Genomic DNA, 25,789 nt, shown 5'->3' on the forward strand with positions numbered 1-25,789 from the left:
GCCATGGCGGAATTTCAGGTTTCGGGTGGCAAAGAAATCACGATGGAGCTTTCGCCACGTGTGACTCATGGCGCACTTCGCTTGCAGGGACAGCTTCAAGGTCAGTCGATCGTGGGGATCTGGTCGACGGAATCGTTTCCGCAAGCGAAGGGGGGATTCACTGTCACCCGGCAGTGATGCGCTCCTCTGCGAGGGATTATCGATCGGAAACCGCGTGAAGTCGCTCAGGGTGTGGTTCGAGGAGTGGGCGATCCGCCGCTTGGGCCTGACGAGTAGAACGCGGGCCGGAATGCAGGTTTTCTCCCCAGGACCAAGGGCTCCCTCACATTGCGCCGATCTTACGCGACAAATGAACGAACAAGAACTCAGGCTCGTGCTGCAGGTGGCCCTGCTGGGCGAAGTCGGCCCATCGCTGCGCGCCGTAGCGTATGACCTGCAGGCTGACCGGATTGCGGTTCGGTTCTATCATGACGGTGTGATCTCCGACGACGAGCGCGAATCCGCTTCGTGCGTCGGGACTGAACTCATGGCGGCACTCCCGCATTCCATCACCGTTTCAGAAGAACTGATCCGGTGTGATCATCCCCAGCAGATTCCGCAGGATCTTCCAAAGGTTTTTCGCCGGCGCGAGTGAGGTTCCGGACGGAAGCAAAGTGTGCGACATGCCGCCGTGCAATGCCGCCCCGCCTTCTGACGCGGCGCACGCATGACAGTTGCCGCCACGCCCACCGACTGCCACCGTGCCACCAGCCGCGCCGTGCGCTCCACCACCTCGCGCAGAAGGCGGACGACGCGGTCCGGCTCGCCCGTCAGATGGGGGAAATGATGGTCGATGACGTACTCCGCCAGCGTGCGCAGGTGCTCCGTCTCCCCGCGCGACGCGAACACCTGGAACGTGCCGAAACGCACGTGGCTGGGCGCCAGGCGAACGAGCGTGGCCGCGGTCTCCATCGTTTCCCGCCGCACCGGCTCTCTGCTGCCGGTGATGCACAGCCCGCGCGTCGTCGGGATTCCAAGCCCGTGCATGGCCTCGCCGCACAGGTATTCGCGGATGGTGGAGCGCAGCACCGCGCGCTCGTCGAATCCGCGCGAGAACGGCGTGCCGCCGCCGCCCTTGAGGTGCAGATCCCACTTGCCGCCAGGCGCGCGCACCTCGCCGAGAAGGATGGCGCGGCCGTCGCCCAGTTGCGGCACCCACGCGCCGAACTGGTGGCCGGCGTACAGCATGGCGGCCGGCTCCGCGCCGGGAAGCGCCTCGTTGCCGCTGAACGCCTTCCACCAGAACCCGTCCTCCGCTTCCGCGGCGTCGATCCCCAGCAGTTCCGCCGCATCCGGGTTCCAGGCCACGGGATGCGGATCCCGCAGCGGCGTGGGCTGCACCCGTCGCGCGAACGGCTCCCCGAGCCGCGCATACGTGTTGTCGAACTCCAGATGCTTCAGGTCAGCCACGGCGCTTCCATCGCTTGAGACGCTGGTCGGTGATGTTCGCCTCGAATGAAAGACGCGTGCCCGCAACGGGTTGTGCGTTCGTCGATGAGTTGCCGTGCTGCACGCCAATGAACCTTGGCAAACAGACAGGTCCTCCCAGAACGCCGTTCGCGGATGCGGCGGCGTACCCACCGGTGACGGGAAACGTTACAGGGTGGACACGCCGGGGTGAACCGGATATAGTTCGGTCGTTCACGGGGTGCGTGGGTCGTCTGCAAGGGCGGGGCTGGATGGAAGCAAGACTGGCCAGAAGCACGGAGCAACTCGCCACGGAAGCGGAAGAATGGACACACGCGGACCTGATTGCGCTCTGGCGCCGGATTCAGTCCGGAGAGCGCATTGCGGGCTGGGGGCGCGGAAAGGTATTCGAGTACCTCGTGATTCGCGCATTCCAGCTGGAAGGCGCGGTGATCCGCTGGCCCTTCCAAGTTTCTTATCCGCAGCGTTTTGGCACGATGGAACAGCATGACGGCTTCGTGTACGTGCGTGATCGCGCATTTCTGATCGAAAGCAAGGCAACTGCCGAAGCACCCGGGATCGAGGCGGTCGCAAAGCTGCGGTTTCGGCTGGAAGCGCGTCCGCCCGGAACCATGGGGCTTCTGTTCAGCGTCGCCACGTTTTCCGAGCCCACCGAAGTCTTCACGCAGTTCGCGTCGCCGCTGAATGTTCTGCTCTGGACCGGAAAGGACGTCGATCTCGCACTGCGGACCGGGCGAATGCGATCGGGTCTGGAGCAGAAACTTCGGTTCGCCAACGAGTTCGGACTCTCCAACTACTCCTTTGTGAGGTCGCAGCCATGATCAGCGTGGTGGTAGGAGGTGAAGCAGAGCATCGACTGGTCCAGGCGCTGCTTGCCGATCTGATGGAGGAACACGGAGTCTCCGTGCGGTCCGGCAGCAGCGCCGACGACGCGAGGCCGTTCGCACGACAGATCATGATTGAGCACCCGCGCCCGGTTGCCTTCGTGATCAATGCCGATTCCACCAATCCGCAGCGGGTAAGGGAAACGCAGTCCGGACTGAAATCCTACTTTCGCCCGTGGGCACGGTGTCCGTTTCTGGTCATGCAGTTCGAGCCGGAAGCAGAAACGATCTACTTTGAGCGGCCCGCCATCCTGGAGCGGCTGCTGGGGAGAGCGCTGGACCCGGTTGTTGTCGCGGCGGGGCGAGCCGCGCCCAAGCGGGTGCTGGAAGTTCTTGCGGGGAGCGAGGCGCGGCACCTTGTGGATCGTCTTACGGAAGATGATCTGCGGGAACTGCGCGCCACGGCCGCCATCACAAGACTCCGCAATTTCGTGCGGACCAGCGCTCTCGCCGCCGCCGCGTGATCCGCTGAAAGGACAGGATGACGCCTGCATTCTACGCCACGTACGACGGTGACGTGCTGCGGCCGGAGACGCCCGTCAACCTCGTCCGCACACCCGACGATCGAAACCGATCTTCACGCGGAGGAGGCTGATCCGGCGAAACGGCCACCGCCGTCATCGTTTCTTCGCACGGCGCTTTTCGTTGGCTCTGGAGGTTGACGACGATCCGTGTTTTCGCCCGCGGACCATCACGGGTGAATAACGAAGCGGGCCCGGCGTTTCCGCCGGACCCGCGTAACAACCCGTCATGGGAGCCGGGATTCTACACCGTTTCCGTCCACCACTGCCCGAGCAGGTTGCCGGCCACGCGCAGCCGGTACGCGGCGGTGGAGCGCACATCGTCGATGGGGGTGATCTCCGCGGCCAGTACGCGCTGCGCCTCCTCGATCGTGGCGCCGTCCGCCAGGGCGCGCTCCGTACGCGGCACGCGCACCACGGTGGCCGCCACGCTGCCAAAGGCGACGCGCGGCTCGGGGCCGCGCACCGCCGCCATCACCACCTTGCTGATGGCCTGCGCCGCCCGCGTCCCCACCTTGCGGAACCACTGCGCCCCGTCCGTGCGCGGAATCTCGATCGCCACGATCAGCTCGTCGGGGCGGATCACGGTGGCGCGGTAGCCGGTGTAGATCTCCGTTACCGGAATGCGCCGCTCGCCAGACACGCTGCGCAGCACCACCACCGCATCCGCCACCGCCAGCACCGGCAGGCTGTCGCCCGCGGGGGAGCCGTTGGCCACGTTCCCCGCCAGCGTGCCGCGGTTCTGGATCTGCACGCCGCCTACCTCGCGCGCCGCGGCCACCAGCGCCGGCATCCGCCGGTTCACCACGTCGGAGCGGATCAGCTCCGTGTACGTGGTCAGCGCGCCGATGCGCAGTGCCTCGCCATCCTCCGAGATCCCGCGCAGTTCATCCAGCGGCCACAGGTTGATGAACCGCCGCGCGGGCTGCTGTCCGAAGTTGAGCGTCACGAACACGTCCGTGCACCCGGCGACGGGCGTGAGCGGCGCGTCCTCGTTCATCATCACCAGCGCCTCGTCCACGGAGCGGGGCTCGCGCAGTTGCAGCGTCGTCGTCGCGATCTTCATGCGTTCTGAATGGCGCGGTAGATGGCTTCGTAGCCGGTGCAGCGGCACAGGTTTCCCGCCAGTCCCGTGCGGATCTGCTCCAGCGACGGATCGGGGCCCAGCGCCACGGCCGACAGGATCATTCCCGGCGTGCAGATGCCGCACTGCGCGCCGCTGAACTCGCTGAAGGCGCGCTGGTACGGGTGGTCGCCGCCCAGCCCCTCGATGGTCACGATCTCCGCGTCGCGCGCCTGGGCAAACGGTACCAGGCACGACACCGACGGCTGGCCGTCGATCAGCACCGTGCAGGCGCCGCACTCGCCCTCGCCGCACCCTTCCTTGGTTCCCGTCAGCCCGCAGTCCTCGCGCAGCACGTCCAGCAGCCGCTTCATGGGGTGCGCGTCGACCGTGGTCTCGGCGCCGTTCAGCGTGAAGCGCATGCCACCTCCATGATGGTTTCGGGAACGGCGGGAATGGAGCGTACGTCCAGCCCCACATGGCGGATGGCGTTCACCAGCGCCGGCGCGGGGCCGTCCATGGGCATTTCGCCCACGCCCTTGGCGCCGTACGGGCCGTAGCCGCTGGGATTCTCCAGCACCACCACCTCCATGGGCGGCGTGTCGAGCGTGGTGGGGATGGTGTAGTTGGTGAGCGTGGGGTTGGCCATGCGGCCGTCGCGCATCACCACGTGCTCGTTGAGCGCCCAGCCAATCCCCTGCGCCGTGCCGCCCTCGATCTGCCCCACCACCATGGACGGGTGGATCGCCTTGCCGACCTCGTGCACGATGGTCATCCGCAGCGGACGCACCTCGTACGTCACCGGATCGACCTCCACCTCGGCCACGTCGCACCCCCAGCCGTACGCGGCGTACGCGTCGCCGGTGTACTCGGTGTCGTTCCAGGAGATTTCTTCCGGCTTCTGGAACTGCCGGGTGATGGAGAGGGGACCGTGGTCGCGCACGTACTCGCCGGGCGTCCGGTCGCCCAGCACCTCGCGCATTTCTTCGGCGCAGCGCTGCAGAATGCGGCCCACGACCATGCAGGTGCGCGACGCCACGGTGGGCCCGCTGTCGGGCACCTGCGAGGTGTCGGGCTGCACGATCTCCACGTCCTCGTACGGAATGCCCAGCGCGTCGGCCACGATCTGCGCGTGCATGGTGCGCGTGCCCTGGCCCATCTCCACGCTGGCCACGCGGATGCGGGCGCCGGTTTCGGTGGCCTCCAGCGTCGCCTTGGACGCCAGGTACACCTCGCCGCCGCCGGTGAACCCGGAGCCGTGAAAGAAGAGGGAGAGGCCGATGCCGCGGTTGGTGCCGGCGTACTCCGCGCGCTTGCGGTGGTAGTCGCTGCGCTCCACGCCGGCGCGCAGGGATTCCAGCGCGCTGCAGTCGTCGCCCATGATCTGGCCTGTGGCGCTGGTGTCGCCGGGGCGCAGGGCGTTGATCTCGCGCAGGTGCACGGGGTCCATCCCCAGCGCGTCGGCGATGCGGTCCATGTGCACCTCCGTCGCGAACTGCGTCTGCGGGGCGCCGAAGCCGCGGAACGCGCCGTTGGGCGGCGTGTTGGTCATCACCACGCGGCCCCGGATGCGCGTGTTTTCGCACCGGTACGGGCCTGCCCCGTGAATGCAGCCGCGCGACAGCACCACCGGGGAAAGCGTCACGTACGCGCCGCCGTCCATCAGCACGTCAATCTCCATCGCCACCAGCGTTCCGTCGCGCTTTACGCCCGTGCGGTGGCGGATGATGGAGGGATGGCGCTTGGTGGTGGCCTCCATGTCCTCGGACCGCTCGTACACCATCTTGACCGGGCGGCCGGACTTGCGGGCCAGCAGCGAGGCGTGGCCGGCCAGGATGTTGGGATATTCTTCCTTGCCGCCGAATCCGCCGCCCGTTTCCACCTGCACCACGCGCACGCGGTCGTCGGGAATCTGCAGCAGGTGCTTGACGGCCTTGTGAACGTAGTACGGGCACTGCATGGAGCCGTAGATCGTCATCCCGTTCTGTTGCGGGACGGCGATGACACCGTTGGTCTCGATGTAGACGTGCTCCTGGTGGCCCGTTGTGTACGTTCCTTCGACAATGACGTCCGCCTGGGAGAACGCGGAGTCCACGTCGCCCTTGGTAATGCGGACGTGCTTGAAGACGGTGGGCGACTGCTCCGGATCCAGCACCGGCGTGTCGGTTTCGTACTCCAGGCGCACCGTGGCGCCGGCCAGGGTTTCGCGGTCCTCGTGCGCCAGCAGCAGGATGGCCTCGGCGACGTGGTTGATCTCGTCCTTGACCAGAAAGGGCTGGTCGTCTTCCAGCAGCGCCACAAAGTTGCAGCGCGGGCCGGGGATGTCGCGGTAGTCCACGACGGTGAATCCCGCCGGATCAAAGTCCAGGTGGATCGCCGTGACGCGGCCCCGCGGGATGGTGGAGCGGATAGTGCGCCCGTACAGCATCCCTGGAAAATGCAGGTCGTCGATGTACTTGGCGACACCCGTGGTCTTCGCCATTCCGTCCTTGCGCGATACGGACCGGCCGACGGCTGGGATCATGCGGGTTCTGCGGCTAGTGGTATCCGGGGAAGAAAAGTCAGGAAGGGATAACCTATCCTGATCCGGGCGTAAATGCGACCTCCCGACCAGCAACGGCCAGAACTTTCGGGCGGGGCGGCGGCGGCCCGTCCGCGGCGGGAAAGGCGGAAACGAGTGAGGCGGGCAAGTGGCCGCTCTCCGTCCATTTCAAGGCCTCTCCACCCGATCGCGCCAGGGTTCCGGGGGCCGCGCCGGAAGGCTGGCGTGGCGGTGGGCGCGCTCCTGCGGGAAGGGGCGCTCTTCGGCCGCGCGACCCGTTTGCGGCTTCGCGTGTGACGGCGTCAACCGCGTCGAACGGAAAACAGGGCGCATCAAGCCATTCCGTGCGATAAATGGCGGATGAGGACAGCGGATGGCCGTCCCGCGGATTGCCGTTCCGTCCCCGCTTGGCTATGGTTCGGGCGTATCCAGCAGCGCATTCCTCCAGCTTTCACCCGCTCGCATGATCATCCCGCCCGTCCAGATCGACTATCCCGACTGGGTTCAGCATACGGTAGACTGGGACCGCCGCTACACGTCCGATCACGACAAGATGCGGCTGGCCATCGACCTCTCCCGCCAGAACGTGGTTCGCAAAACGGGAGGTCCGTTCGGCGCGGCCATCTTCAATGCCGCCACGGGCGAGCTGGTTTCCGTGGGGATGAACAGCGTGGTGCGGCTCAACAACTGCACGCTGCACGGCGAGATGGTGGCGTTCATGATGGCGCAGTCGCGGCTGAGCTGCTTCAGCCTGCGAACGAGCGACGGGCCCGAGTACGTGCTGGCCACCTCGTGCGAGCCCTGCGCCATGTGCCTGGGCGCCACGCTGTGGAGCGGAGTGCGCCGCGTGCTGTGCGGCGCCAGCCGCGACGACGCCCGCCGCATCGATTTTGACGAGGGCCCGGTGTTCCCCGATTCGTACGCCTATCTGGCGGAGCGCGGCATCCGATTCGAGCACGGCCTGTTGCGCGACGAGGCGGATGAGGTGCTTCAGCTGTACGGTTCGTCAAAGGGAATCATCTACAACGGATGAACGGCGGAGCAGCGTGCGACGGTGCCGGAGGGCGGAGGTGATCGGCCGATGAAGACGTCCATTCCCGTCGCGGAGATGGAGCGCGCGGCGGCGCGGCTGCGGCCGGCCAACCTGGCGTTCGTGCGGCGCTATCCGGGCGAATCCGCGGCGCGGCAGCCGGTGCACACGGTGTACGCGGGCGCGCAGTTCTACACGCACGACGCGGCCGCGGCGCACGGGCGGGACGCCCTGCGCGCCCTGCGCGAGTACGCGCCCACCGCGGACGTGTTCGCGCGCGCGCTGGGCCTGCCCGCGGAGCTGGACGCCGAGGCGCTGTACGCGCGCGTCGCGGACAAGCTGGCGCGCGAGCCGGTGGAGGACTTTCGCGTGGACTTCGAGGACGGCTACGGCGTGCGTCCGGACGCGGAGGAGGACGCGACCGCGCTCGCGGTGGCGGAAGAGATGGGGCGGGGGATGGCGGCCGGTACGCTTCCCGCCAGCACCGGCCTGCGCGTAAAGGCGTTGACGGAGGAGATGCGCGGGCGCGCCATCCGCACGCTGGACCTGTTCCTTACGCGGCTGCTGGACGTGACGGATCGCCGGCTGCCGCCCGGGCTGGTCATCACGCTTCCCAAGGTGACGATCCCGGAGCAGGTGACGTTCTTTGCGGAGGTGCTGGAACTGCTGGAGCCGCGGCTGGGGCTGCCCGGCGGATCGCTGCGCTTCGAGATCATGATCGAGACGCCGCAGGCCGTCATTGGCCCGGACGGCGCGTGCCCCATGCCGGAGTTTCTGGACCGCGCCCGCGGCCGCATGACCGGCGTGCACTTCGGCACCTATGATTACACGTCAGGCGTGGGCATTACCGCGGCGTACCAGGGCATGCGCCATAAGGCGTGCGACTTCGTGCGGCACGTGATGCAGGTGTCGTTCGCGGGGACGGGGATGTGGATGTCGGACGGGTCCACCGCCGTGCTCCCCGTCCCCATGCACGAGGGCGACGCGCTCTCGGACGCGCAGCGGGACGAGAACCGCGCGGCCGTGCACCGCGCGTGGCGCATGCACTACGAGGATGTGCAGCACTCGCTGGTGAACGGCTGGTACCAGGGTTGGGATCTGCATCCGGCGCAGCTTCCCACGCGATACGCCGCGGTCTTCGCGTTCTTTCTGGCCGGCCGCGATGCCGCCGCCGCGCGACTGCGCGGCTTTCTGGCCAAGGCCGCGCAGGCGGGCGAGTCGTTCGATGATCCGCACGCGGGGCAGGCGCTGCTCAACTACTTTCTGCGCGGCATCGCCTGCGGTGCCTTTTCCGACGAAGAAGTGGTGGAACGCACCGGGCTTACGCCTGAAGAGCTGGCGAGCCGGTCATTCCACCACATCCTTGAACTGCGCGGACCGGCAGACGCGTGACGGGTGCACGTATCATCTACGCCGCCCTGCGATGCACGGCTCAGACGCAGATGTTGATGGTGTCGGGTTGGCAGCCGCCGCACTCGTTCGTAAGCCGCGTCAGCACGCATGTTTCGGCGCACGACTGACCGCATGTGTACTGGCAGGTATAGCCGTTGTCGCGCGTCTGAAGACAGGCTTCGTCGCAGGTGATGTACGACGGCGGCGGCGGCCTGTGCGCGATCACCGTTCCGCCGCGAACTGCCGCGGTCCCGGTGTCGAATGAGAATACGTTCAGTTCGTCGAGGTCAAGTTTGAGCTTCTTCATTGTAGTACTCCGGCAATGGTGAGCGCATGATGGCCGGCCGCACGTCCGGCCGTGATGACCACGTTGCATGGTAGCCGGGCACGTTTTCGGACGCAATGTTCTTGTGGGTCACTGCGGAGGCGGATCAGGATTCGCGATCCATGCCCGTTCGCCGAGCGCGGGTTCCGCGCCGGTGCGGCCGTGCAGGTCCGGGTGGACGCCGGCCGGGAGCCAACCCGTTCCCCCGCAGTAGCATAGCCGGCGCGAGCCCGGCCACTGCCCGGTTCCCCCGCACCGATCGCAATCGGAATCGCTGGCCGTGCGGACGGGCGCCAATCCATCGATTTCAGGATACAGCAGCGCCGCCTGGCTCAGCACCATATGGAGGCGCCACGGGTCGGTTTCCTCGTGGAGATCCTGAAAATCGCCTTCCGAGCAGTACACCCGCCCGCCTGCATTCACCGCGTACAGCCGCTCCCAGCCGATGTCCATCACGGGCAGAAGGCCGTGCGCCCGCGCGTGATCCTTCCACGTGGGCGTATTCCAGAACCGGCGGATCGCGGCGATTGCCTTGCCGATCATCGCGCCGGCCTTCGCGCTTCCACGATCTCCGCGACGCGCTGCTGCACCTCATCACCAGAATCCGCCAGCCCGCGCACCACGCCGTCGATGTCCGCGGCGGAGCGGTTCTGGCTCATCTTCCACTTTCCCTCGAGCCGCGTGATGGTGATCTCCACGCCCACGATGGCGCGCTCCAGCCCCGCGATGAACTCCGCGGGCGCGTCGCTTACCGACCATTCCTGATCCCGCCCGGCTTCGTGGCGCGTTGTCAGCGCCTGCAGGTGCGCGTGCGGAAACGCGGGATCCTGGATGAAGCGCAACGTTCCATGCGCGTGCACGGCCACGTAGTTCCACGTGGGAACGACCTTTCCATGCTCCGCCTTGGCCGGGTACCACGCCGGCGTGATGTACGCGTCCGGCCCGGTGAAGATGACGAGCGCCTCCGACTCGGAATCAGCCATCCGGTGATGCGGATTCGCGCGCGCGATGTGCCCCTGCAGCGTTCCGTGCGGCCCGCGCGTGCGATCCACCAGCAGCGGCAGATGCGTAGCGAACAGCCCGTCCGCACCGGTCGTCACCAGTGCGCCGAGCGAATGCGCCTCGATGAAATCAAAGATGATGCCGGGATCGTTCTCGGCGTTGGATGACGGGATGTACATGGGTAATGCGACGCAGAAAACGACGGGGTGAGGACACTCAATCGACTACGGTGCGGAGTGCCTGATCTCGGAAAGGATGTCGTCCAGCACGAGGCTCTTTGCGAGTTGCTGCCGCTCCTCGGTGTAGTTGCCGGACCCCGTGGCGAACTGATTCAAGAAGCGTATCGTATCCGCCACTCCCATCTCGCGGGAGAGGACCTTAATCGCGTGTTGGGTTACTTCGGCAAGCGGTCGCGGAGCGATCATCAAACCCTCGCCAGTCACGCAAAACAACATCAGGAGAACTGCTCTACTTGCTGGAATGTAGCGGAGCACGTATCCTGAGGCCAACTATCAGGGTGCTTTCTGCTCTGGTGAATTGTCGAGCAGTTCAGCGAACTGTGTCCACGAGACTTGGAGACCGGCCAGAATACGCGCGACAACCTTCATGGTGGGATTGCGCTGGCCGCGCTCGACATCGCCAAGATAGTTAGCAGTCACGCCTCCGCGCTGGGCAGCCTCTTCAATCGTGAAGCGGCGGTCCGTGCGAAGGCGCCGAAGCACAGCGCCAAACGGTGGATCGGGATCGTAGCGAGCCATGCGCCCACGCTACGGCGCGAGTGCGTCCGCGTCCACCAACTATCAGGGTGCAAGCGGCCAGGAGATGATCGAATGCTCACCAGAAGCGAACGCGGAAAGGTCTGCTCGGCAGCGAGGATGCTGGAAATGCTGGAGTTTCGGTTTGGTGCCTTCGAGGCGCTCGCGTACGCATCCATCGAACTCGCGCGCAACGCGCCGGAGAGCCAACTGCCCATGAGCCGTCTCACTGCCGAGGCGATACTGGAGTTCGGCGACGATCTCCGGCAGGTAAATCAGGCGCTCGCCCCTGAGCCATCGTGACCTGCTGGTGCCGGAGTACAGAATGATGAAGCAGTTGAAGCCCCGAACGTCGCGCGTCAGCGCGGCGTGTCGGGGGTTCCCGCTTTCTGAGCGGCGGATTCATCCGCTCAGGATGCTCCGCCGCAACATTCAATCTTGGATCCCGACGCGGATCATGCCGGCTTCGACTCTCTCCCCGGAGACGGATTGTACTGCTCGCCCGCAGCCCATCATCCACCCAACCCACCAACGAACATACGGCGGGCGCCATGATTGGCACCCGCCGCATACCGGCCGGAATCAGACCGTCATTCCATCCTTTACCGCCGCGGGACGATCTTCCAGAGCTCGCCGGCCTGGTCGTCCGTCACCACGTACAGCGCGCCGTCCGGCCCCTGCCGCACGTCGCGGATGCGCTTGTTGCGGTCGGCCAGCAGGTGCTCCTCGCGCACCACGCGCCCGTTCTCCATCTGCACCCGCACCAGCCGCATGCTCGCCAGCCCGCCGATGAACAGGCTGTTGCGCCACGCCGGGAACATGCTCCCCGTGTAGTACTGCGCGCCCGACGGCGCGATCACCGGGTCCCAGTAGTATACAGGCTGCTCCATCCCGGCGCGCTGCGTGGCCGCGGGGCCCAGGCGCGAACGGATGGGGCCGCCCTGGTACTCGATGCCGTACGCCTGCACGGGCCAGCCGTAGTTCTTACCGCGCTGCACGTGGTTCACCTCGTCGCCGCCGCGCGTGCCGTGCTCAATGACCCACAGCCCGCCCTGCGGGTCCACCGCCGCCGCCTGCACGTTGCGGTGTCCGGCGGACCAGATTTCTGGCAGAACCTGCGCCTCGCCGATGTACGGATTGCCCGGCGCGGGCGCGCCGTCGGTGGTGATGCGCAGAACCTTGCCGAAGTGGCTGTTCATCTGCTGCGCCTGCGGGCGCGTGATGGTGTCGGACCGCTCGCCCATGGTCACGAACAGCATGCCGTCGCTGCCGAACGCCAGGCGCGAGCCGAAGTGCATGTTGTTGGTATACGACGGGATGGTGTGCAGAATCACCCGCACCTGCTGCAGCCGGCTGCCGTCTGCGGAAAGAACGCCGCGGCCCACGCTGGTGCCGTTGCCGTCCGTGCGCGGCTCGGTGAACGTCCAGAACACCGTGCGGTCCGTAGCGAAGCGCGGGCTGAGCGCCACGTCCAGCAGGCCGCCCTGGCCGCGCGCGTCCACCGCGGGAAGCCCGGCGATGGGCTGCCCTACCTGGCCGCTGGCGGAAACGATGCGCATCTGCCCGCCCTTTTCCGTCACCAGAAAGGAGCCGTTGGGCATCGGCTCCACGGCCCACGGCTTCGCGAGCCCGCGCGCCACCACCTGCACGTCGTACGGCGCGCTGGACTGCACGCCGCAGCCGCGGGTCTGCCCCGGAAAGGCGGGCTGCTGGCCGGCGCCGTTGGCCGGGCGCGTTTCCAGCGGGCGGCACTGGGCCGGGTCGGCCGCGGCGGTGGCGCCGGTCTGCGCCGGCGTGGCCTGAACGGCGGCCTCTTCTGCGGATGCCTCGCGCGTGCTGGAGCATGCCGCGAACGGCAGCGTGGCGGCGAGCGGCACGGCAATCAGGAAACTCGAAACACGCATGGATCTACCCTGGGCTGTTCAACGGTTGCGCTCAGTCGGTTTTTCGCCATCTACCGCGGAAGCACTGCTGCAAGAAGTGGGTCGGCGCGTCCTGTGGCGTATAATGTTCGATGAATGTCGCCGCACGCGCATGGCCACGATCCGTAATCCGCCACCGCTCTGTGTGGTCCGGGGAGGATGAACGGCACCGGTCCATCCTGATCCGGACAGAGATGGAGCAATGCGCCGCGTGACGCCCGGGCCGGGGCGCACGTCATCGAAGGGATGGACGGAACCCGCCGCGCCGGGCAGCGGTATCTGCATCCGCACAGCCGGCCGCGCGTGTGGTGGAGCGGTTGGAATTGATCGAGCAAAAACGACGCGGGATCCGCTGGCGGCATCGCTGGCGGATCGCTGCTTTTTCGGGAGGAGATGGGGGATGGGCTTTGAAGCGTGGATCGGCATCGCGGGGTTCGCGGGCACTCTGCTGCTGGTGCTGGTGGGTCTGCTGAACTTTTCCGTGTTCTGGCGGCAGCTGCGGCTGGCGCAGGAGCAGATCGACACCGCGGTGCGGCAGCTGGAGATCGCGCAGAAGCAGCCGGACCTGCACCTGATTCAGCGTGCCATCACGGAGACGACGGATTACGTGCGTCTGCTGATGGACCACCCGCACCTGCGCCCGTACTTCTACGACGGCGCGGTGTGGGCACCCGGCGACCAGGCCTCGCTGGATGAGGTGAAGCTGATGGCGGAGCTGATCCTGAACAACTTCGCCTCGGCGCTCATGCACTCGGCCGCGTTTCCGCAGTATCCGGTGCGCGGCATCGACCGCACCATCATGTTCCACCTGCGGCGGAGCGCGGCGCTGCGCGAGTTTCTGACGGAGAACTTTGACCGGTTTCCGTTCACCGGCCTGACCATGCTGGCGCTCAAGAGCGAGACGCGCGCCGAGGTGGAGGCAGACCTGCAGCGCATGCTGGACGCCCCCGATGTGGACGACGCCGAGCGCACGCGCCTGACCGAGATCATGGAACTGTACCGCACCTCCGCGCCGCGCGAGGCCATCGAGTACACCACGCACACCATGGCCCGCCGCCGCTGATCGCCATCGCTGCTGGCGGGCTCGCGGCGGCAGCACGGTCGTGTGGGTCGATGAAAAACGGCAGGTCCTCTTCTCGAGAGGACCTGCCGTTTTTCGTCATCTAACCCGCCGCATCAGGTCGGCGGAGTCTCGATCTCGGACTCGGCCTGCAGCGTGGCGATGTTGGCCTGGATGCGCGCCAGCATTTCGGCGTCGCCGGGGCCGGGGGTGTTGGCGATCAGGTCGCCCAGCGCGGCCTCAGCCTCGCGGTGCGTGTTGATGGCCTTTCTAAGCCCGAGCAGTCGGTTCTCCTGCGGTTCCATGTCGGTCTCCGGATGGGGTGGTGCTTCGGCTGTGAATGAGGCAGGGCAGGGCGCGTGCCGGAGACGGAGTGGAATGCCGTAACTGGCGCTACAACTCGGCACGTCCCACGCGGCTGGCGTATCCGAGGCCGTCCCGGAATGAAACCAACAGCTTGCAGCCCGCGCGCGCCAGATCGGCTTCGATCTCCGCATCGGCGAAGTCCCTGGAATTCCGGTTCACGAAGCACTTCACACCCTGGACCTGCTCGGCATCCAGAATGACCGACGCGTAAACGATTGCGTCCTGGGACGAAAGCCGGAACCGCGCTTCAACAGCCCTCGCACGCTGAAGCACCAGTGAGGTGACGGGAATCACCGTTCCGGGAGCAGTCACCCGGCCAAGTGTACTCTCCAAACGTTTCTGTTCGTCCTCCCCGTTGCCGAGCAGCGCCGCGACCAGTCCACTGCTCTGGGCGGGGAGGGTCGAGTGCGGCTTGGAACGGGAAAGCTCTCGGATCTGCCTGGTCAGCGCATGGGAGAACTGCTTTCGCTCACTCGTGCGGCGGCTCAGAGTCATCTTTGATTCGATGACCGAGAAAGCCGGGAGGCGAAGTTGAACGCGACCCTGGGCAGCCAATCCCACGAGTTGCTCACAGAATTCGTGTTCCTCCTGCAAATACGCGAGTTCCAGGAGGAAGTTCGATTCCGCATAGACAATCACGTTGCCGGCGCCATGGCGATGGTCCCGCCACGCAGCTCACGATCCAGTCCGGAAGCCGTCATCCAGAGCGGCTGTTCCCCCGCAGTCCCGTGCACGACGTCATCCAGCCACAGGCTGACGAGCATGTCGAAGCTGTCGTTCCCAAGGCTGCCGAGCGAGTGCCGGAGGTGGACAAGATATGGACGGAGGACATCGTCAGCATCCGCCTCGTAGTCCGGCGGAGACATGGGATCCGCCGCCTGCGGACGCCACAGAAAGAACCTGTCCCGCAGGGCGAGCAGAAAGAACGGCGCCGCGGGGATCACCCCGCCCGCCAGCAGGTTTCTTCTGAACTCCGCGGCCCACCGCTGACCTGCGCTGGGCCGGTTGCGCGCTTCCGCCGCCAGAACGAGACGTCCGTCGTGAGCATAGGCCAGAAAGTCAGCGTTCAATCTCATCCGACATCCTCCGGGGGAAAGTGTTGAGGCTCCCCGAAAGATACATCAACTGTCCAGCGTGTCCACCCTGGATGTTTTCCGCCACGGACGGCACATCTAGTCCCGCCGCGCACCCTGGGCGATCCAGCGGCCCAGAAGGACGCGTTCCGCGTCGGAAATGTGCGTCTTGTTGGCGGGCGGCATCGTCTTTGTTTCTACCGCGCGCACGCGGATGCGCTCCACGCGGGCGATGATCTGCTCCGGGGTTTCGAACGCCACGCCGGCCGGCGCGGGGCCGAAGGTGCGGTCCGCCGGGTCCGCGGAGTGGCAGACGGCGCAGCGCTTCTGGATGACGGCGTTGGCCTGCGCGAACGTCACCGGCCCCGCCGCGTCCGGCGCGACCGAGGCGCTGGAGCGCGCGGGGCGCACGGTGAACAGCGCGAGCGCGCCCAGCGTGGCGGCAAAGGTCGCGGCGAGCGCCGGCTTCCAGCGGGGCCAGCCGAAGCGGACGTTGAGGATGTGGCGCGCCGTGGCCCCGCCCAGCACCAGAATCCCGAGCAGGACCCAGCTCAACCGGTGCGAGTACAGGTCGCTGAAGTGGCTGCTCACCATCAGCACGATGACGGGAAAGGTCATGTAGTTGTTGTGGATGGACCTTTCCTTGGCGCGCTTGGCGGGCGCGGTGTCCGGGAGTTCGCCGCGCTCCACGGCCGCCACCAGCGACCGCTGCGAGGGCATGATCACGCGGAACACGTTGCCCGCCATCAGCGTGCCCAGCATGGCGCCCACGTGCAGATACGCCGCGCGCCCGCTCAGCAGGTGCGTGAGCGCATAGGCGACGGCCAGCACCAGCCCCAGGCCCAGCACGGCGCCCATCCTCCCCATGCGCGAAATCAGCCGGCCCAGAAAGAAGTCGTACGCCAGCCACGCGGCCACGATGCTTCCCGCGGCGACGGCCACGGCCTGCCCAGGCGTAAGATCCGCCACGGCCGGGTCAATGAGCAGCGCGCCGCCGCTGGCGTAGTAGACCACGATGAGCAGCGCCGCGCCGGTGAGCCAGGTGGTGTACGCCTGCCACTTGAACCAGTGCAGCGGGCGGTCGCGGTCCCATCCGCCGAGGTCCTTTTCCATGAAGTAGAATCCGCCGCTGTGCAGCAGCCAGATCTCACCCTGGATCCCTGGCTTTCCCGTCTTGGACGGCTGGAGGTTGCGGTCCAGCCAGTTCCACAGCATGGAGTTGCCGATCCACATGATGCCGGCGATGACGTGCATCCAGCGGAAGACCAGGTCCAGCAGTTCGCGAATGGCGGGGCTCATGAGCGGGGGCAGTGCGAGCGGGGCGGCATGTCAGCTTCCGCGGTAGGTGGAGTAGCCGAACGGATTCAGCAGCAGCGGCACGTGGTAGTGCTCGCCCGCCGCGCGGACCTCGAACAGGATGGCGACTTCGGGATAGAACGCGTCCACGCCGCTGGCCGCGAAGTACGCGCCGGTGTGAAAGGTGAGGCGGTACGTGCCCGGCTGCACCGGCTGGCCGGCGGGGAGCAGCTCGCGCAGGCGCCCGTCGGCATCCGTGGCGCCCCGGCCCAGGACGTGGGATGCGCCGCCCTCGACCCACTCCAGCACGATGGCGACGTTCTGCGCCGGCCGGCCGCGGGAGGTGTCGAGGACGTGGGTGGTGATGGCGCTCATGAGCAGACGTTGGGATGTGGAGTCGCGGAACCGCCGGGGCAGTGGCGGGCGGTTGAAAATACAACAATAACGGCGCGAAGTCTGCCTTCGCGCCGCGCGCAGCCGGTTCACGCCGTTCCCGGAATCCGGGCGCGTAGATGCGGCCAGTGCCGATGCGGGATCCCACGAGCGCGGGTGATCGCAATCCGATCTGTCCACCGAATCATCCCGCCCGCGCGGAGGCGGCCGCCGCAGTCCGCGCAGGCGGACTTTGTGCCTTTCCAGCGGCGAATTCATTCGCTCCTGGATGTATCGGGCCGCGCCGGATCCCCCGTTCCGCACCGGCACTCTCTCCCGCATATCCCGTCACCGCTCGCCATCCACGGCGCGCGATCCACGGCGCCGCGATCGGCCAAGGCACGGCCGTGGATCATCCAGAACCGCTACGTGGCGAGGAGCTTCTCCAGGCGGATGCGGGTGATCTTGCGCTGTTCCTCGGCGGCGACGCGGATTTCGGCGTCGGGCGCGTTGCCCAGGCGGCCGGTGAGGATCTCCAGCATCTCATCCGCCGACTTGCCCGTGGCGCAGACGATGTAGATGAACCCGAAGCGCGCCTCGTACGTACGGTTCCCCTCTGCCAGCGCGGCCTGCGTGGCCTCCGCGGCGGTCATCATTCCCGCCTGCTCCCCGGACGACCACGCCTGCTCGCGGTCCGTCTGCCCGGCCTGCGCCTTTCGCTCGCCGATCTTGGGATGGCTGCGGAACGCCTCGCGCCAGTCCTCCTCATCCAGCGCCCACCACGCCTCGTCCGCGCGCCGCAGCAGCGAGTCCGCGTCGGCGAACGGGCGCGCATCCACCATCGAACGAGCCCACGCGCGCGACCCGCAGCAGGTGAGCAGCTCGCGCGCGGCGTCCTCCGCCGGAAGCGCGTTGAGCCGCGCGAGACCGCTCACCGCGCCGACTCCGCCAGCGTGCCGAACAGCCGCAGCCGCGCCACGCCGCCGTCGGGAAAGATGTTGATGCGGGCGTGGGTGGCCTCGCCCGCGGGGAGCACCTCGTCCTCGAAGCGGTAGCGCGTGTGCGGATGCAGGCGCGTTTCGGGGAGCAGCGGCTTCCACGGCGCGTCCGCCGCCGTCAACTGGCGCACCGTGGCGCCGGGCAGGTTAGCCACTTCCAGCGTGCAGCGGTCCGGCGCGTTGCCCTTGAAGTAGTCCGTATCCAGCTCCACGCGGTGAATCGCTCCCGCCGCGGCCAGGCGGATGATGCTCCAGTCGTACCCGGGACCGCGGCGGCGGCGCGTTTCCCATCCATCGCCCATGAACAGCGAGCGGCCGGGAAGGATCAGGTTCTGCCGGTCGCCGTAGAACATGTTGCTGCACGCCATCGCCCATCCGCCGTTTTCCAGCGCGGCCAGGTCCACCTCGCCGCCGCCGCGCGCAAACCGCGTCCACGCGGGAACGACCTCGCCGTGCACGCGCAGCCGCGCCACGCCGCCGTCCGGGTAGATGTGCAGGCGCAGGTGCGTGATGCGCTGTTCCGAATACACGGGAAAGCGGTTGCGGCTGTCGCCTTCCAGCGCCGACTTGGGAAGGATCTCCTCCCACGACGCGGTCTCCAGCTGCTCCAGCGATGGCGTGCCCGGTACGTTGGCGGCCTCGATGGAGCAGTGTTCGGGATAGTTGCCGCGAAAGAAGCTGGTGTCCACCACCACGCCGCGCACGATGCCCGGCACGCCCAGGCGGATGAGCGCCCAGTCGTGGTCCCGCGAGTGGCGGCGCGTTTCCCAGCCGTCCATCCACTTGCCGCGCTCCGTGTACTCGTCCTGCCGCCACTCCGCCGGCCCGGGCTTCAGCAGCCCTTCCTTGGGGGCAAAGAACTCATCGTTTGCCGCCAGCACGGCGCCGCCCAGCCGCTCGGAGGCAAGGTCCGCCAGATCCTCGAAGTCAATCATCAGCGATCGCGAAGAAGGGTGCGTCCGGCCGGCTCAGGGGCGAAGCGGCCATCGTGGTACACGCGCTGCCCCCGAACGTACGTCGAGCGCACCACGCCGGAAAAGGAGCCGCCCGCGTACGGCGTCACGGGATGGCGGTGATGAAGGGCGTCCGCGTCCACCGTGAACGTGGCGTCCGGGTCCCAGACCACCAGGTCCGCGTCCCATCCGGCGGCGATGGCGCCCTTGCGCCCGGCCAGCCCGGCGAGGCGCGCGGGGGCCGCGCTCATCCACTCCGCCACCCGTTCGGGGCCCAGGCCGCGCGCCCGCGCCCCGGTCCACACGACGGGGAGCCCCAGCTGCAGCGACGCGATTCCGCCCCACGCGGCGAACCAGTCGCCCGCGTCCCGCCCCTTCATGTGCGGCGGGCAGGGAGAGTGGTCGGACGCCACCAGGTCCAGCGCGCCCGAGGCCAGCGCGTCCCACAGCGCCGCGCGGGTGTGCTCGCCGCGGATGGGCGGGGCGCACTTGAACTCGGTGGCGCCGTCCGCGATCTCGCCCGCGGCGAAGTGCAGGTAGTGCGGGCAGGTTTCCGCGGTGATGGGCAAGCCCTCCGCGCGCGCGGCGCGCAGCAGCGGCAGTCCCTCTTCCGTCGCCAGGTGGACGATGTGCACGCGCGTGCCGAACTCGCGGCACAGGCCGATCATCACCCGGATCGCCTCGGTTTCCGCCAGCGCCGGTCGCGACGCGAGGTACGATGCGTAGGCGCGCGGATCGGCATTCACCGGGCGCTCCACCGCGTCCAGCACGGCCGGCCACTCCGCGTGCACCAGCAGCGGCGCGCCGATCTCCGCCAGGACGGGCATGGCGGCGCGCAGCTCCGCCTCGCCCACGTTGCCGAATTCGTCCACGCCGGAGGGGGACAGAAAGCACTTGAAGCCAAAGACGCCCGCCTCCCACAGCGGCCGGATCTGGTCCGCGTTCCCCGGCACCAGTCCGCCCCAGAAGCCGACATCCACCGCACAGCGCGCCTCCGCCGCGCGCAGCTTCTGCCGCAGCCCGTCCGCGGAGGTCGTGGCGGGAATGCTGTTCAGCGGCATCTCGATGACCGTCGTCACCCCGCCGGCGGCCGCGGCGCGGGTGGCGGTCGCGAAGCCTTCCCACTCGGTGCGGCCGGGCTCGTTGGCGTGCACGTGCGTATCCACGAGCCCCGGCATGAGCACGTCGTCGCCCGCGTCCACCACGTGCGCGCCGTCCGCGGGCGCGTCCCACGCCTCAACCGAGGCGATGCGGCCGCCAGCCACGCGGACGGCGGCGGCGCGGATGGCGTCCGGAAGCACCGCGCGGCGGGAGCGGATGAGGAGAACGGGACCGTTCATGGCGTCAGCCGATGGGAAGGCGGTACATCCCGCTGGTGGGGCCGGGGATGAAGCCCATGCGGCGCAGGTAGTCGGAGTGCGCGTCGCTGCCGGGCTCGCTGCGGATTTCCGTCACGCCCAGCTCGCGAAAGAAGTCCGCCTGGTCGCGAAACAGGTAGGTGCCCGTCTTGAAGTCGCGGTACTGCGGAATCACGAAGTCCAGCAGCACGCGCAACCCGCCGTCCGGCTGGCGCTCGCCGATGAACAGCCCGGCCGGCACCATGTCGCGCAGCACGAAGAAGGTGACCTGCCCGTCCGCCGGCGTGTGCGAGAAGCGGGGGAGAAAACGGTGGATTTCGTCGCGGTGAAAATCCAGAAAGTAGCGCAGGTATTCCGCGTCGGGGCGCACGCGCAGGAGCTTGAAGTACTCCCGCGAGCCCAGCATCTGCCGCAGGTAGTACAGGTTGATGAACACGATGATCAGGTTGACGACCGCCACCGGGTACGCGTGGATCAGCACGCCGTACACGGTGAACGCGGCCGACCCCACCAGATTGATCAGCCGCAGCCGCAGGATGGAGCTCATCATCAGCGAAATGGCGACCAGCACGCTCGCCACGTATCCCACGATCTCCAGCACCATCTTTGAATCCATGACCCTGACCCTGTATTTCCAAATCGGCCGGCCGCCTTGCGCGCCGCGCCCCCCGCGCTGCCGCCGCGGGACGGAATGATACCACCGCCGCCGCGTAACGGGAACGTGGGGCGTGGGTGAGGGGCCTTTCGTGGAACCGCGGCCGGGGGACCGGGGCGACTGAAGTCGCGGCAACAACGGCGCAAAGTCCGCCTGCGCGGACTGCGGCGGAAGTATCGGCGTGGGTCTGCGAGCCTGGCGCGTCGGCCGTCCGGGAGCGAATGAATTCGCCGCTGGAAAGGCACGAAGTCCGCCTGCGCGGACTGCATCGGCGGCTTCGGCGCGCGCGGCAGAGTTGCGCGGGCCGCCCTCCGCGCCAATGCGTCGTCCACCTCGAAGGAAGCGGCCCGCGCCCGCTCGGGACGACAGGCAATCGCCTCGCCTCGCATCGGGTCCGGCCGCCCCGCACCGTGTCATCCTGAGAAGGTGATGAGAAACCCAGTCCACCCTGGCTCAGACTGGCCCCAACGACGGCTCACGCCGTAAAGGCGTCATCCTGAGGCCCAGGCACGCCGGAACAGCCCTCGCGCGGGCCCCTGCGGGCCGAAGGATCTACCCTTCGCTGCACCTGAGTTCGGGCGCGGCAGCGGCACGGAGCGCCGCAAGGGAACGCCGGCCCGGTGCGTGTCGCGACGTTGGCTCGGCGGAGAGCAGATCCTTCGGTCGCGCATGACCTCGGCGTGACGGAGAGGCCGGCGCACGCCCTCTCAGGAATTACGCCCGTGGGCGCACATCGTCAGCGATCGCCATCGCCCAACGCAGTGCATCGACGCCGCCTGCGTATCGCCATCGACCATCAACCATCGTCACGCCACAGGGCGCGCGAGGCGGTTGCCGGGTCATGGGCGGCAGGGACGAACCGGGGCGGGCGGACGCGAAGAGGCCCCGCATCCGGGTGGATGCGGGGCCTCGTTCACAGACGTTCAGCCGGTCTAGCGGGAGCCGTTACGCTCGCAGACCAGTTCCACCGCCTCGAGCAGAAGCTCCGGGGCAAGGCGGGGATAAAGGCTGGCGGCGCACTCCTCCACCTCGAGCCGCGTGGGCCCCGGGCGAAGCGAGGTACGGATGGCCTGCGCACGCGCCTCGCGCAGCACCCGCGCCGTTTCAACCGAGCGCCGCTTGAGCGACGCGGCCATCTCGGCCTGGAAATCGATCCCTGACAAACCCGACCTCCGGAGAGAGAACGTGAACTCGCTGCACACAATCTAACACCCCCGGTCAAGGGGGGCGACCGCGGCCCTCACCCCGGCGCGGGCGCCACGGCCGCGTCGCCCGGTCCACCGCCGCGGCGATGCCACGCCCAGAACCCCGCCGTCGCCAGCCCCAGCACGGCCAGGTAGCTGAACGCACCCACCGCCTGCATCCGTCCGCGCAGCCCCTCATCCACCACCAGGGTCCACAATCCCGCTGTGTCTTTTCGCCCCACGGCCCAGTCGGCCAGGTTCCACGCCGCGTGCAGCCCGATGGGAAGCGCCAGCCCCCGCGACGCGACGGCCGCCATGCCGAACAGCAGCGCGCCGGGAACCACCCCCGTCAGGATCGCGGTGAGCGGCCAGCCGAACGCCAGATGGCTCAGCCCGAACGCCAGCGCCACGGCGGCCTGCGCCGGCCACAGCCCGAACCGGGCATGCAGCGAGCGGAGCGGGTATCCGCGGAACCCGAGTTCCTCCATGCAGGCGAGCGCCAGATACGTCGCCGCGGCCAGAACCGCCGCGTTCCCCCCCGCGCCGCCGGCCGGCTCCAGCCGGATGGGCCCCGCCAGCGCGGCCGACAGCCCCAGCTGCGCGGCGTACAGCCCGGCGCCGATCACCGCCCCGGCCGCCATCCTGCCCGCGCCGCCACGGCCCGGCCGCACGCCCACGCTGTCCGCGCCGCGCCCTTCGCGCCGCAGAAACACGAGCGTCAGGCCCAGCACGCCCGCCGCGCTCACCGTGCCCCACACCAGCGACCGCAGCGGCGGCGGCACCATCCCCTGCGCGATTCCTCCGGCGCGCAGGATCACCATGTATCCGCCCCAGAACAGGGCGACTCGTCCGGCCACGGCTCCGCGGCGGGGAAGCGGCGCGGCGGAAGGGGCGGGTGCGGAAAGGGGCATGAGGGCGGCGTCGGAGGGCGGGCGCGGCGTTCTGCGGCGTGCGGCGCCGCGCCGGAGCGTACGGTGCGCCCCGCGGCGGGTTTCACGTGGGCCGCGGAACGTCCGATCCTGTCGCCCGAGGCAGGTGAATCCGTCGCGGCAACGGCGGCAGGCGGAACGACAAAGCCCCGCGTCCGGGGACGCGGGGCTCCATTCATCGATCCCGGCAGAGCGCGGAAGTCAGCGCGCCGCGGCGGGCTCGCGCTTGGCCTTCTTGTCTTCGCGCTTGGCCTTGAGCACCACGGTGTCGGCGTCCAGGTGGTCGTCGCCGCAGGAGTGCACGTATTCCTGGTAGGTGCCCAGGAAGTCGCGGATTCCCTTGGGGCTGATTTCCACCACGCGCGTGGCCAGCTGCCCCACGAACCACCGGTCGTGCGACACCAGAATGAGCGTGCCGTCGTACGTCTGCAGCCCCTGCACCAGCGCCTCGATGCTCTCGAGGTCCAGGTGGTTGGTGGGCTCGTCAAGCACCAGCACGTTGGGCTGCTCCAGCGCCAGCCGGCTGAACACCAGGCGCGCCGCCTCACCGCCGGACAGCGCCGAAAGCCGCTTTTCGCCGTCGTCGCCGCTGAACAGCATCATCCCCAGGTGGCCGCGCACGAAGCCGCGGTCCTTGCCCGGGCAGTAGTCCCACAGCCACTCCTCGGCGGTGCGCTCGGACTCGCCCAGCTGCTCGTGGTGGTCCTGCGCAAAGTAGCCGGGGTGCGTCTCGTATCCCCACTCCACCTCGCCGGTATCCGGCTTGAGGTCGCCCATGAGGATCTTGAGCAGCGTGGACTTGCCGATGCCGTTGGGCCCCATGATCACCAGGCGGTCGCCGCGCTGCACCGAAAGATCCACCCCCGGCAGCACGTGCTTGTCGCCAAAGGACTTGGAGATTCCCTTGATGCGGATGACGTCCTTGCCGCTGGGCCGCCGCTGCACGAAGCGGAACTTGGGGTAGCGGCGCGAACTACCCGGCAGCTCCTCCAGCTGCTCGCGCTGCTTTTCGATCATCTTGAGCTTGCTCTGGGCCTGGCGCGCCTTGCTGGCCTTGGCCTTGAAGCGGTCCACGAACTGCTGCTGCTGCGCGATGACCTTCTGGCGCCCCTCGATTTCCTTTTCCTTGCGGTCGCGGTCTTCCACCTTCTGTTCCAGGAAGTCCGTGTAGTTGCCGTGATACAGCGTCACCGTCTGGTAGTCGACGTCCAGAATGGCCGACGCGACGTTGTCCAGAAAGCGGTGGTCGTGCGAGATCACGGCGACGGGCCCGTCAAAGTCGTGCAGGAACTTTTCCAGCCACCGGATGGAGAGGATGTCCAGGTGGTTGGTGGGTTCGTCCAGCAGCAGCACATCGGGCGAGCCGGCCAGCACCTGGGCCAGCAGCACGCGCAGCTTGAAGCCGCCGGAAAGCGTGGACAGAGGCTGGCGGTGCACCTCGGCCGGAAGGCCAAGGCCCTCCAGGATGGTGGCCGCGCGCGCCTCGGCGGTGTAGCCGTCCAGGCGCTGCACCGTTTCTTCGAGTTCGCTGAAGCGGTCCGCGTCGAACTCCACGTGCGCGTTGGCCAGCAGTTCTTCCTTGGCCACCATGGCGGCCCACAGCTCGCCGTGGCCCATGAGCGCCACTTCCAGCACCTGCTGGTCCTCGTACAGGAACTGGTCCTGCCGCAGAACCCCCAGGCGGGCGCTCTTGGGAATGCTGACGGTACCCTTGCTGGCGTCGGTGTCGCCGCTCAGAATGCTGAGCAGGGTCGTCTTGCCGCACCCGTTGGCGCCTACGATGCCGTAGCGCTCGCCCGGGTTCAGCTGAAAGGCGGCGTCCTGGAACAGAACGCGGTCGCCAAAGGACTTTTCGAGATTGGATACGGAGATCATTCCCCAATATAACAGCGTTCCCGCCATATTTCCTCCCCCCGTCCGCGCCGGCCGTCTGCCCCCTGATCCGATGCATCGATGAACCGCTCATCCGTGGTACGCGGCCTCTCGTCCCGCACCCCGTTCTGGAGCCCGGCCGGCCCGTACGCCTCCATCCGCGTCTGCATCACGCTGCTGGTGGCGCAGGCCATCCTGCTGCCCGTGATGCTGGTGGGGATGGGGATGTTCTCCGCGCTGCTCGCGGAAGGGATCGGCAACGCGGCCGCGAACGCGATCGCGCTTCTGTGGCTCGCCATCCCGCTGGGGGCGGCCTGCGGCCTCTACCTGGGCGCGGCGTCCGGCGCGTCGGAAGACCCGTGGATCGCGCGGGCAGCGGGAATCCTGTGCAACGCGGTCTACCTGATCGCCGGGGTGCAGTTCGCGTTAGCGTGCATCGTGGGATCACAGCAGTAGCCGGCCGGCATTCCAACGCTGCCTGATACAGATTCTGAGAAAGTCCGTGCAGGCTGTTCGGCTCGCCCGCTGAGCAACTGAAGTTGCGCGGCAACGGCGGAAAGCTTCACGATACAGCTGTCAGGCTCCCCCCGCAGAAGCCTTGGAGGAACAGCCGGGTTTTCTTCGAGGGAATTGGGAAACACGAGCCCCGCATCCTCCCTGGATGCGGGGCTCGCCCGTTGTGTGCCCGGCATGGGCTGGAGCTTGGAGGTGAAAGTCCTCTGGGGAGTTGGTCATAGCGACCCGAGCGAATGGCAAGGTGCTGAGCCGCG

The 25,789-nt window shown here is 67.9% G+C and carries 31 protein-coding genes; 9 read left to right on the forward strand and 22 right to left on the reverse strand.

Features of this window, described 5'->3' with window-relative positions; all coding sequences use genetic code 11:
• Positions 1-3: 3 nt before the first annotated feature.
• Both HNQ61_RS18970 and HNQ61_RS18975 read left to right on the forward strand, forming a co-directional pair.
• The gene (locus HNQ61_RS18970; RefSeq protein WP_170032100.1) at positions 4-177 is read left to right on the forward strand and encodes a hypothetical protein; all 174 of its coding nucleotides are present in this window, start codon (positions 4-6) and stop codon (positions 175-177) included.
• Positions 178-349: 172 nt separating this feature from the next.
• On the forward strand, positions 350-634 hold the full coding sequence (locus tag HNQ61_RS18975; protein WP_170032097.1) for a MafI2 family immunity protein: 285 nt from the start codon (positions 350-352) through the stop codon (positions 632-634).
• Here the strand turns inward: HNQ61_RS18975 and HNQ61_RS18980 are convergent.
• On the reverse strand, positions 580-1,449 hold the full coding sequence (locus tag HNQ61_RS18980; protein WP_170032093.1) for a protein adenylyltransferase SelO family protein: 870 nt from the start codon (positions 1,447-1,449) through the stop codon (positions 580-582). The two genes, HNQ61_RS18975 and HNQ61_RS18980, sit on opposite strands and share 55 nt — an antisense overlap.
• Before the next feature lie 269 nt (positions 1,450-1,718).
• Here HNQ61_RS18980 and HNQ61_RS18985 point away from each other — a divergent pair, with 269 nt between their 5' ends.
• Both HNQ61_RS18985 and HNQ61_RS18990 read left to right on the forward strand, forming a co-directional pair.
• A complete protein-coding gene (locus HNQ61_RS18985) occupies positions 1,719-2,288 on the forward strand; it encodes a hypothetical protein (RefSeq protein WP_170032090.1) in 570 nt (189 codons plus the stop codon).
• Positions 2,285-2,815, forward strand: a complete 531-nt coding sequence (locus HNQ61_RS18990) for a hypothetical protein (RefSeq protein ID WP_170032087.1) — start codon at positions 2,285-2,287, stop codon at positions 2,813-2,815. The genes HNQ61_RS18985 and HNQ61_RS18990 overlap by 4 nt, the downstream gene beginning before the upstream one ends.
• 301 nt (positions 2,816-3,116) lie before the next feature.
• On the opposite strand, the gene HNQ61_RS18995 is transcribed toward HNQ61_RS18990, so the two are convergent.
• From HNQ61_RS18995 to HNQ61_RS19005, 3 genes are read right to left on the reverse strand one after another with little or no spacing between them, the layout of a single operon-like run.
• Positions 3,117-3,938 (reverse strand): FAD binding domain-containing protein, encoded by an 822-nt coding sequence (locus HNQ61_RS18995; protein WP_170032084.1) that lies wholly within the window; start codon positions 3,936-3,938, stop codon positions 3,117-3,119.
• A complete protein-coding gene (locus tag HNQ61_RS19000) occupies positions 3,935-4,357 on the reverse strand; it encodes a (2Fe-2S)-binding protein (protein WP_170032081.1) in 423 nt (140 codons plus the stop codon). Before HNQ61_RS19000 ends, HNQ61_RS18995 begins: the two co-directional genes overlap by 4 nt.
• Positions 4,342-6,459, reverse strand: a complete 2,118-nt coding sequence (locus tag HNQ61_RS19005) for a xanthine dehydrogenase family protein molybdopterin-binding subunit (protein WP_170032078.1) — start codon at positions 6,457-6,459, stop codon at positions 4,342-4,344. Before HNQ61_RS19005 ends, HNQ61_RS19000 begins: the two co-directional genes overlap by 16 nt.
• A 481-nt stretch (positions 6,460-6,940) precedes the next feature.
• Between HNQ61_RS19005 and HNQ61_RS19010 the strand changes: the two genes are divergently transcribed.
• Together HNQ61_RS19010 and HNQ61_RS19015 are read left to right on the forward strand one after the other, a co-directional pair.
• A complete protein-coding gene (locus HNQ61_RS19010) occupies positions 6,941-7,510 on the forward strand; it encodes a nucleoside deaminase (protein WP_170032075.1) in 570 nt (189 codons plus the stop codon).
• Between the two features lie 48 nt (positions 7,511-7,558).
• Positions 7,559-8,899 carry a DUF6986 family protein gene (locus tag HNQ61_RS19015; RefSeq protein ID WP_170032072.1) on the forward strand — a complete coding sequence of 447 codons (1,341 nt, stop codon included), beginning with the start codon at positions 7,559-7,561 and terminating at the stop codon, positions 8,897-8,899.
• A 40-nt stretch (positions 8,900-8,939) separates the two neighbouring features.
• On the opposite strand, the gene HNQ61_RS19020 is transcribed toward HNQ61_RS19015, so the two are convergent.
• From HNQ61_RS19020 to HNQ61_RS19040, 5 genes are all read right to left on the reverse strand, one after another.
• Positions 8,940-9,206, reverse strand: a complete 267-nt coding sequence (locus HNQ61_RS19020; protein WP_170032069.1) for a hypothetical protein — start codon at positions 9,204-9,206, stop codon at positions 8,940-8,942.
• A gap of 108 nt (positions 9,207-9,314) precedes the next feature.
• A complete protein-coding gene (locus HNQ61_RS19025; RefSeq protein WP_170032066.1) occupies positions 9,315-9,767 on the reverse strand; it encodes a hypothetical protein in 453 nt (150 codons plus the stop codon).
• Complete coding sequence (locus HNQ61_RS19030; protein WP_170032063.1) at positions 9,764-10,405, reverse strand: FMN-binding negative transcriptional regulator; 642 nt, start codon at positions 10,403-10,405, stop codon at positions 9,764-9,766. The genes HNQ61_RS19025 and HNQ61_RS19030 overlap by 4 nt, the downstream gene beginning before the upstream one ends.
• Positions 10,406-10,450: 45 nt before the next feature.
• Positions 10,451-10,582 carry a hypothetical protein gene (locus tag HNQ61_RS29275; protein WP_276510075.1) on the reverse strand — a complete coding sequence of 44 codons (132 nt, stop codon included), beginning with the start codon at positions 10,580-10,582 and terminating at the stop codon, positions 10,451-10,453.
• A gap of 156 nt (positions 10,583-10,738) precedes the next feature.
• Positions 10,739-10,984, reverse strand: coding sequence for a helix-turn-helix domain-containing protein (locus tag HNQ61_RS19040; RefSeq protein WP_170032060.1), 246 nt, complete (start codon positions 10,982-10,984; stop codon positions 10,739-10,741).
• A 72-nt stretch (positions 10,985-11,056) separates the two neighbouring features.
• Between HNQ61_RS19040 and HNQ61_RS19045 the strand changes: the two genes are divergently transcribed.
• Positions 11,057-11,284: a hypothetical protein gene (locus tag HNQ61_RS19045; protein WP_170032057.1), complete on the forward strand. Its 228-nt coding sequence runs from the start codon at positions 11,057-11,059 to the stop codon at positions 11,282-11,284.
• A 299-nt stretch (positions 11,285-11,583) separates the two neighbouring features.
• On the opposite strand, the gene HNQ61_RS19050 is transcribed toward HNQ61_RS19045, so the two are convergent.
• Positions 11,584-12,885 (reverse strand): PQQ-dependent sugar dehydrogenase, encoded by a 1,302-nt coding sequence (locus HNQ61_RS19050; RefSeq protein WP_170032054.1) that lies wholly within the window; start codon positions 12,883-12,885, stop codon positions 11,584-11,586.
• A gap of 418 nt (positions 12,886-13,303) precedes the next feature.
• Between HNQ61_RS19050 and HNQ61_RS19055 the strand changes: the two genes are divergently transcribed.
• The gene (locus tag HNQ61_RS19055; protein ID WP_170032051.1) at positions 13,304-13,966 is read left to right on the forward strand and encodes a hypothetical protein; all 663 of its coding nucleotides are present in this window, start codon (positions 13,304-13,306) and stop codon (positions 13,964-13,966) included.
• A gap of 113 nt (positions 13,967-14,079) precedes the next feature.
• On the opposite strand, the gene HNQ61_RS19060 is transcribed toward HNQ61_RS19055, so the two are convergent.
• The 12 genes from HNQ61_RS19060 to abc-f form a co-directional block, all read right to left on the reverse strand.
• A complete protein-coding gene (locus HNQ61_RS19060; protein WP_170032048.1) occupies positions 14,080-14,268 on the reverse strand; it encodes a hypothetical protein in 189 nt (62 codons plus the stop codon).
• 88 nt (positions 14,269-14,356) lie between these two features.
• A complete protein-coding gene (locus tag HNQ61_RS19065) occupies positions 14,357-14,968 on the reverse strand; it encodes a PIN domain-containing protein (protein ID WP_170032046.1) in 612 nt (203 codons plus the stop codon).
• The gene (locus HNQ61_RS19070) at positions 14,965-15,405 is read right to left on the reverse strand and encodes a hypothetical protein (protein ID WP_170032043.1); all 441 of its coding nucleotides are present in this window, start codon (positions 15,403-15,405) and stop codon (positions 14,965-14,967) included. The genes HNQ61_RS19065 and HNQ61_RS19070 overlap by 4 nt, the downstream gene beginning before the upstream one ends.
• A gap of 96 nt (positions 15,406-15,501) precedes the next feature.
• The gene (locus HNQ61_RS19075) at positions 15,502-16,701 is read right to left on the reverse strand and encodes a urate hydroxylase PuuD (RefSeq protein WP_170032040.1); all 1,200 of its coding nucleotides are present in this window, start codon (positions 16,699-16,701) and stop codon (positions 15,502-15,504) included.
• Between the two features lie 30 nt (positions 16,702-16,731).
• The gene (uraH, locus tag HNQ61_RS19080; protein ID WP_170032036.1) at positions 16,732-17,073 is read right to left on the reverse strand and encodes a hydroxyisourate hydrolase; all 342 of its coding nucleotides are present in this window, start codon (positions 17,071-17,073) and stop codon (positions 16,732-16,734) included.
• A gap of 422 nt (positions 17,074-17,495) precedes the next feature.
• Positions 17,496-18,005 carry a 2-oxo-4-hydroxy-4-carboxy-5-ureidoimidazoline decarboxylase gene (gene uraD / locus HNQ61_RS28335; protein ID WP_205761190.1) on the reverse strand — a complete coding sequence of 170 codons (510 nt, stop codon included), beginning with the start codon at positions 18,003-18,005 and terminating at the stop codon, positions 17,496-17,498.
• Positions 18,002-19,003: an allantoicase gene (gene alc / locus HNQ61_RS19085; protein WP_205761187.1), complete on the reverse strand. Its 1,002-nt coding sequence runs from the start codon at positions 19,001-19,003 to the stop codon at positions 18,002-18,004. Before alc ends, uraD begins: the two co-directional genes overlap by 4 nt.
• Positions 19,003-20,361, reverse strand: coding sequence for an allantoinase AllB (allB, locus tag HNQ61_RS19090; protein ID WP_170032032.1), 1,359 nt, complete (start codon positions 20,359-20,361; stop codon positions 19,003-19,005). Before allB ends, alc begins: the two co-directional genes overlap by 1 nt.
• Before the next feature lie 4 nt (positions 20,362-20,365).
• Positions 20,366-20,995, reverse strand: coding sequence for a hypothetical protein (locus HNQ61_RS19095; protein ID WP_170032029.1), 630 nt, complete (start codon positions 20,993-20,995; stop codon positions 20,366-20,368).
• 971 nt (positions 20,996-21,966) lie between these two features.
• Positions 21,967-22,197 carry a hypothetical protein gene (locus tag HNQ61_RS19100; protein WP_170032026.1) on the reverse strand — a complete coding sequence of 77 codons (231 nt, stop codon included), beginning with the start codon at positions 22,195-22,197 and terminating at the stop codon, positions 21,967-21,969.
• A gap of 77 nt (positions 22,198-22,274) precedes the next feature.
• Positions 22,275-23,129, reverse strand: coding sequence for a CPBP family intramembrane glutamic endopeptidase (locus tag HNQ61_RS19105; protein WP_170032023.1), 855 nt, complete (start codon positions 23,127-23,129; stop codon positions 22,275-22,277).
• A gap of 219 nt (positions 23,130-23,348) precedes the next feature.
• Positions 23,349-25,049, reverse strand: a complete 1,701-nt coding sequence (abc-f, locus tag HNQ61_RS19110; RefSeq protein ID WP_205761185.1) for a ribosomal protection-like ABC-F family protein — start codon at positions 25,047-25,049, stop codon at positions 23,349-23,351.
• Positions 25,050-25,100: 51 nt separating this feature from the next.
• On the opposite strand from abc-f, the gene HNQ61_RS19115 reads away from it, so the two are divergent.
• Positions 25,101-25,475: a hypothetical protein gene (locus HNQ61_RS19115; RefSeq protein WP_170032020.1), complete on the forward strand. Its 375-nt coding sequence runs from the start codon at positions 25,101-25,103 to the stop codon at positions 25,473-25,475.
• Positions 25,476-25,789 lie beyond the last annotated feature (314 nt).

The organism is Longimicrobium terrae (assembly GCF_014202995.1).
In the GTDB taxonomy this organism is placed as follows: Bacteria; Gemmatimonadota; Gemmatimonadetes; order Longimicrobiales; family Longimicrobiaceae; genus Longimicrobium; species Longimicrobium terrae.

Bases quoted from the DNA above. Each gene is read 5' to 3' on its own strand.
- HNQ61_RS18970 (WP_170032100.1), top strand. From the start codon at position 4: ATGGCGGAATTTCAGGTTTCGGGTGGCAAAGAAATCACGATGGAGCTT.
- HNQ61_RS18975 (WP_170032097.1), top strand. From the start codon at position 350: ATGAACGAACAAGAACTCAGGCTCGTGCTGCAGGTGGCCCTGCTGGGC.
- HNQ61_RS18985 (WP_170032090.1), top strand. From the start codon at position 1,719: ATGGAAGCAAGACTGGCCAGAAGCACGGAGCAACTCGCCACGGAAGCG.
- HNQ61_RS18990 (WP_170032087.1), top strand. From the start codon at position 2,285: ATGATCAGCGTGGTGGTAGGAGGTGAAGCAGAGCATCGACTGGTCCAG.
- HNQ61_RS18995 (WP_170032084.1), bottom strand. From the start codon at position 3,938: ATGAAGATCGCGACGACGACGCTGCAACTGCGCGAGCCCCGCTCCGTG.
- HNQ61_RS19000 (WP_170032081.1), bottom strand. From the start codon at position 4,357: ATGCGCTTCACGCTGAACGGCGCCGAGACCACGGTCGACGCGCACCCC.
- HNQ61_RS19005 (WP_170032078.1), bottom strand. From the start codon at position 6,459: ATGATCCCAGCCGTCGGCCGGTCCGTATCGCGCAAGGACGGAATGGCG.
- HNQ61_RS19010 (WP_170032075.1), top strand. From the start codon at position 6,941: ATGATCATCCCGCCCGTCCAGATCGACTATCCCGACTGGGTTCAGCAT.
- HNQ61_RS19015 (WP_170032072.1), top strand. From the start codon at position 7,559: ATGAAGACGTCCATTCCCGTCGCGGAGATGGAGCGCGCGGCGGCGCGG.
- HNQ61_RS19020 (WP_170032069.1), bottom strand. From the start codon at position 9,206: ATGAAGAAGCTCAAACTTGACCTCGACGAACTGAACGTATTCTCATTC.
- HNQ61_RS19025 (WP_170032066.1), bottom strand. From the start codon at position 9,767: ATGATCGGCAAGGCAATCGCCGCGATCCGCCGGTTCTGGAATACGCCC.
- HNQ61_RS19030 (WP_170032063.1), bottom strand. From the start codon at position 10,405: ATGTACATCCCGTCATCCAACGCCGAGAACGATCCCGGCATCATCTTT.
- HNQ61_RS19040 (WP_170032060.1), bottom strand. From the start codon at position 10,984: ATGGCTCGCTACGATCCCGATCCACCGTTTGGCGCTGTGCTTCGGCGC.
- HNQ61_RS19045 (WP_170032057.1), top strand. From the start codon at position 11,057: ATGCTCACCAGAAGCGAACGCGGAAAGGTCTGCTCGGCAGCGAGGATG.
- HNQ61_RS19050 (WP_170032054.1), bottom strand. From the start codon at position 12,885: ATGCGTGTTTCGAGTTTCCTGATTGCCGTGCCGCTCGCCGCCACGCTG.
- HNQ61_RS19055 (WP_170032051.1), top strand. From the start codon at position 13,304: ATGGGCTTTGAAGCGTGGATCGGCATCGCGGGGTTCGCGGGCACTCTG.
- HNQ61_RS19060 (WP_170032048.1), bottom strand. From the start codon at position 14,268: ATGGAACCGCAGGAGAACCGACTGCTCGGGCTTAGAAAGGCCATCAAC.
- HNQ61_RS19070 (WP_170032043.1), bottom strand. From the start codon at position 15,405: ATGAGATTGAACGCTGACTTTCTGGCCTATGCTCACGACGGACGTCTC.
- HNQ61_RS19075 (WP_170032040.1), bottom strand. From the start codon at position 16,701: ATGAGCCCCGCCATTCGCGAACTGCTGGACCTGGTCTTCCGCTGGATG.
- uraH (WP_170032036.1), bottom strand. From the start codon at position 17,073: ATGAGCGCCATCACCACCCACGTCCTCGACACCTCCCGCGGCCGGCCG.
- alc (WP_205761187.1), bottom strand. From the start codon at position 19,003: ATGATTGACTTCGAGGATCTGGCGGACCTTGCCTCCGAGCGGCTGGGC.
- allB (WP_170032032.1), bottom strand. From the start codon at position 20,361: ATGAACGGTCCCGTTCTCCTCATCCGCTCCCGCCGCGCGGTGCTTCCG.
- HNQ61_RS19095 (WP_170032029.1), bottom strand. From the start codon at position 20,995: ATGGATTCAAAGATGGTGCTGGAGATCGTGGGATACGTGGCGAGCGTG.
- HNQ61_RS19105 (WP_170032023.1), bottom strand. From the start codon at position 23,129: ATGCCCCTTTCCGCACCCGCCCCTTCCGCCGCGCCGCTTCCCCGCCGC.
- abc-f (WP_205761185.1), bottom strand. From the start codon at position 25,049: ATGGCGGGAACGCTGTTATATTGGGGAATGATCTCCGTATCCAATCTC.
- HNQ61_RS19115 (WP_170032020.1), top strand. From the start codon at position 25,101: ATGAACCGCTCATCCGTGGTACGCGGCCTCTCGTCCCGCACCCCGTTC.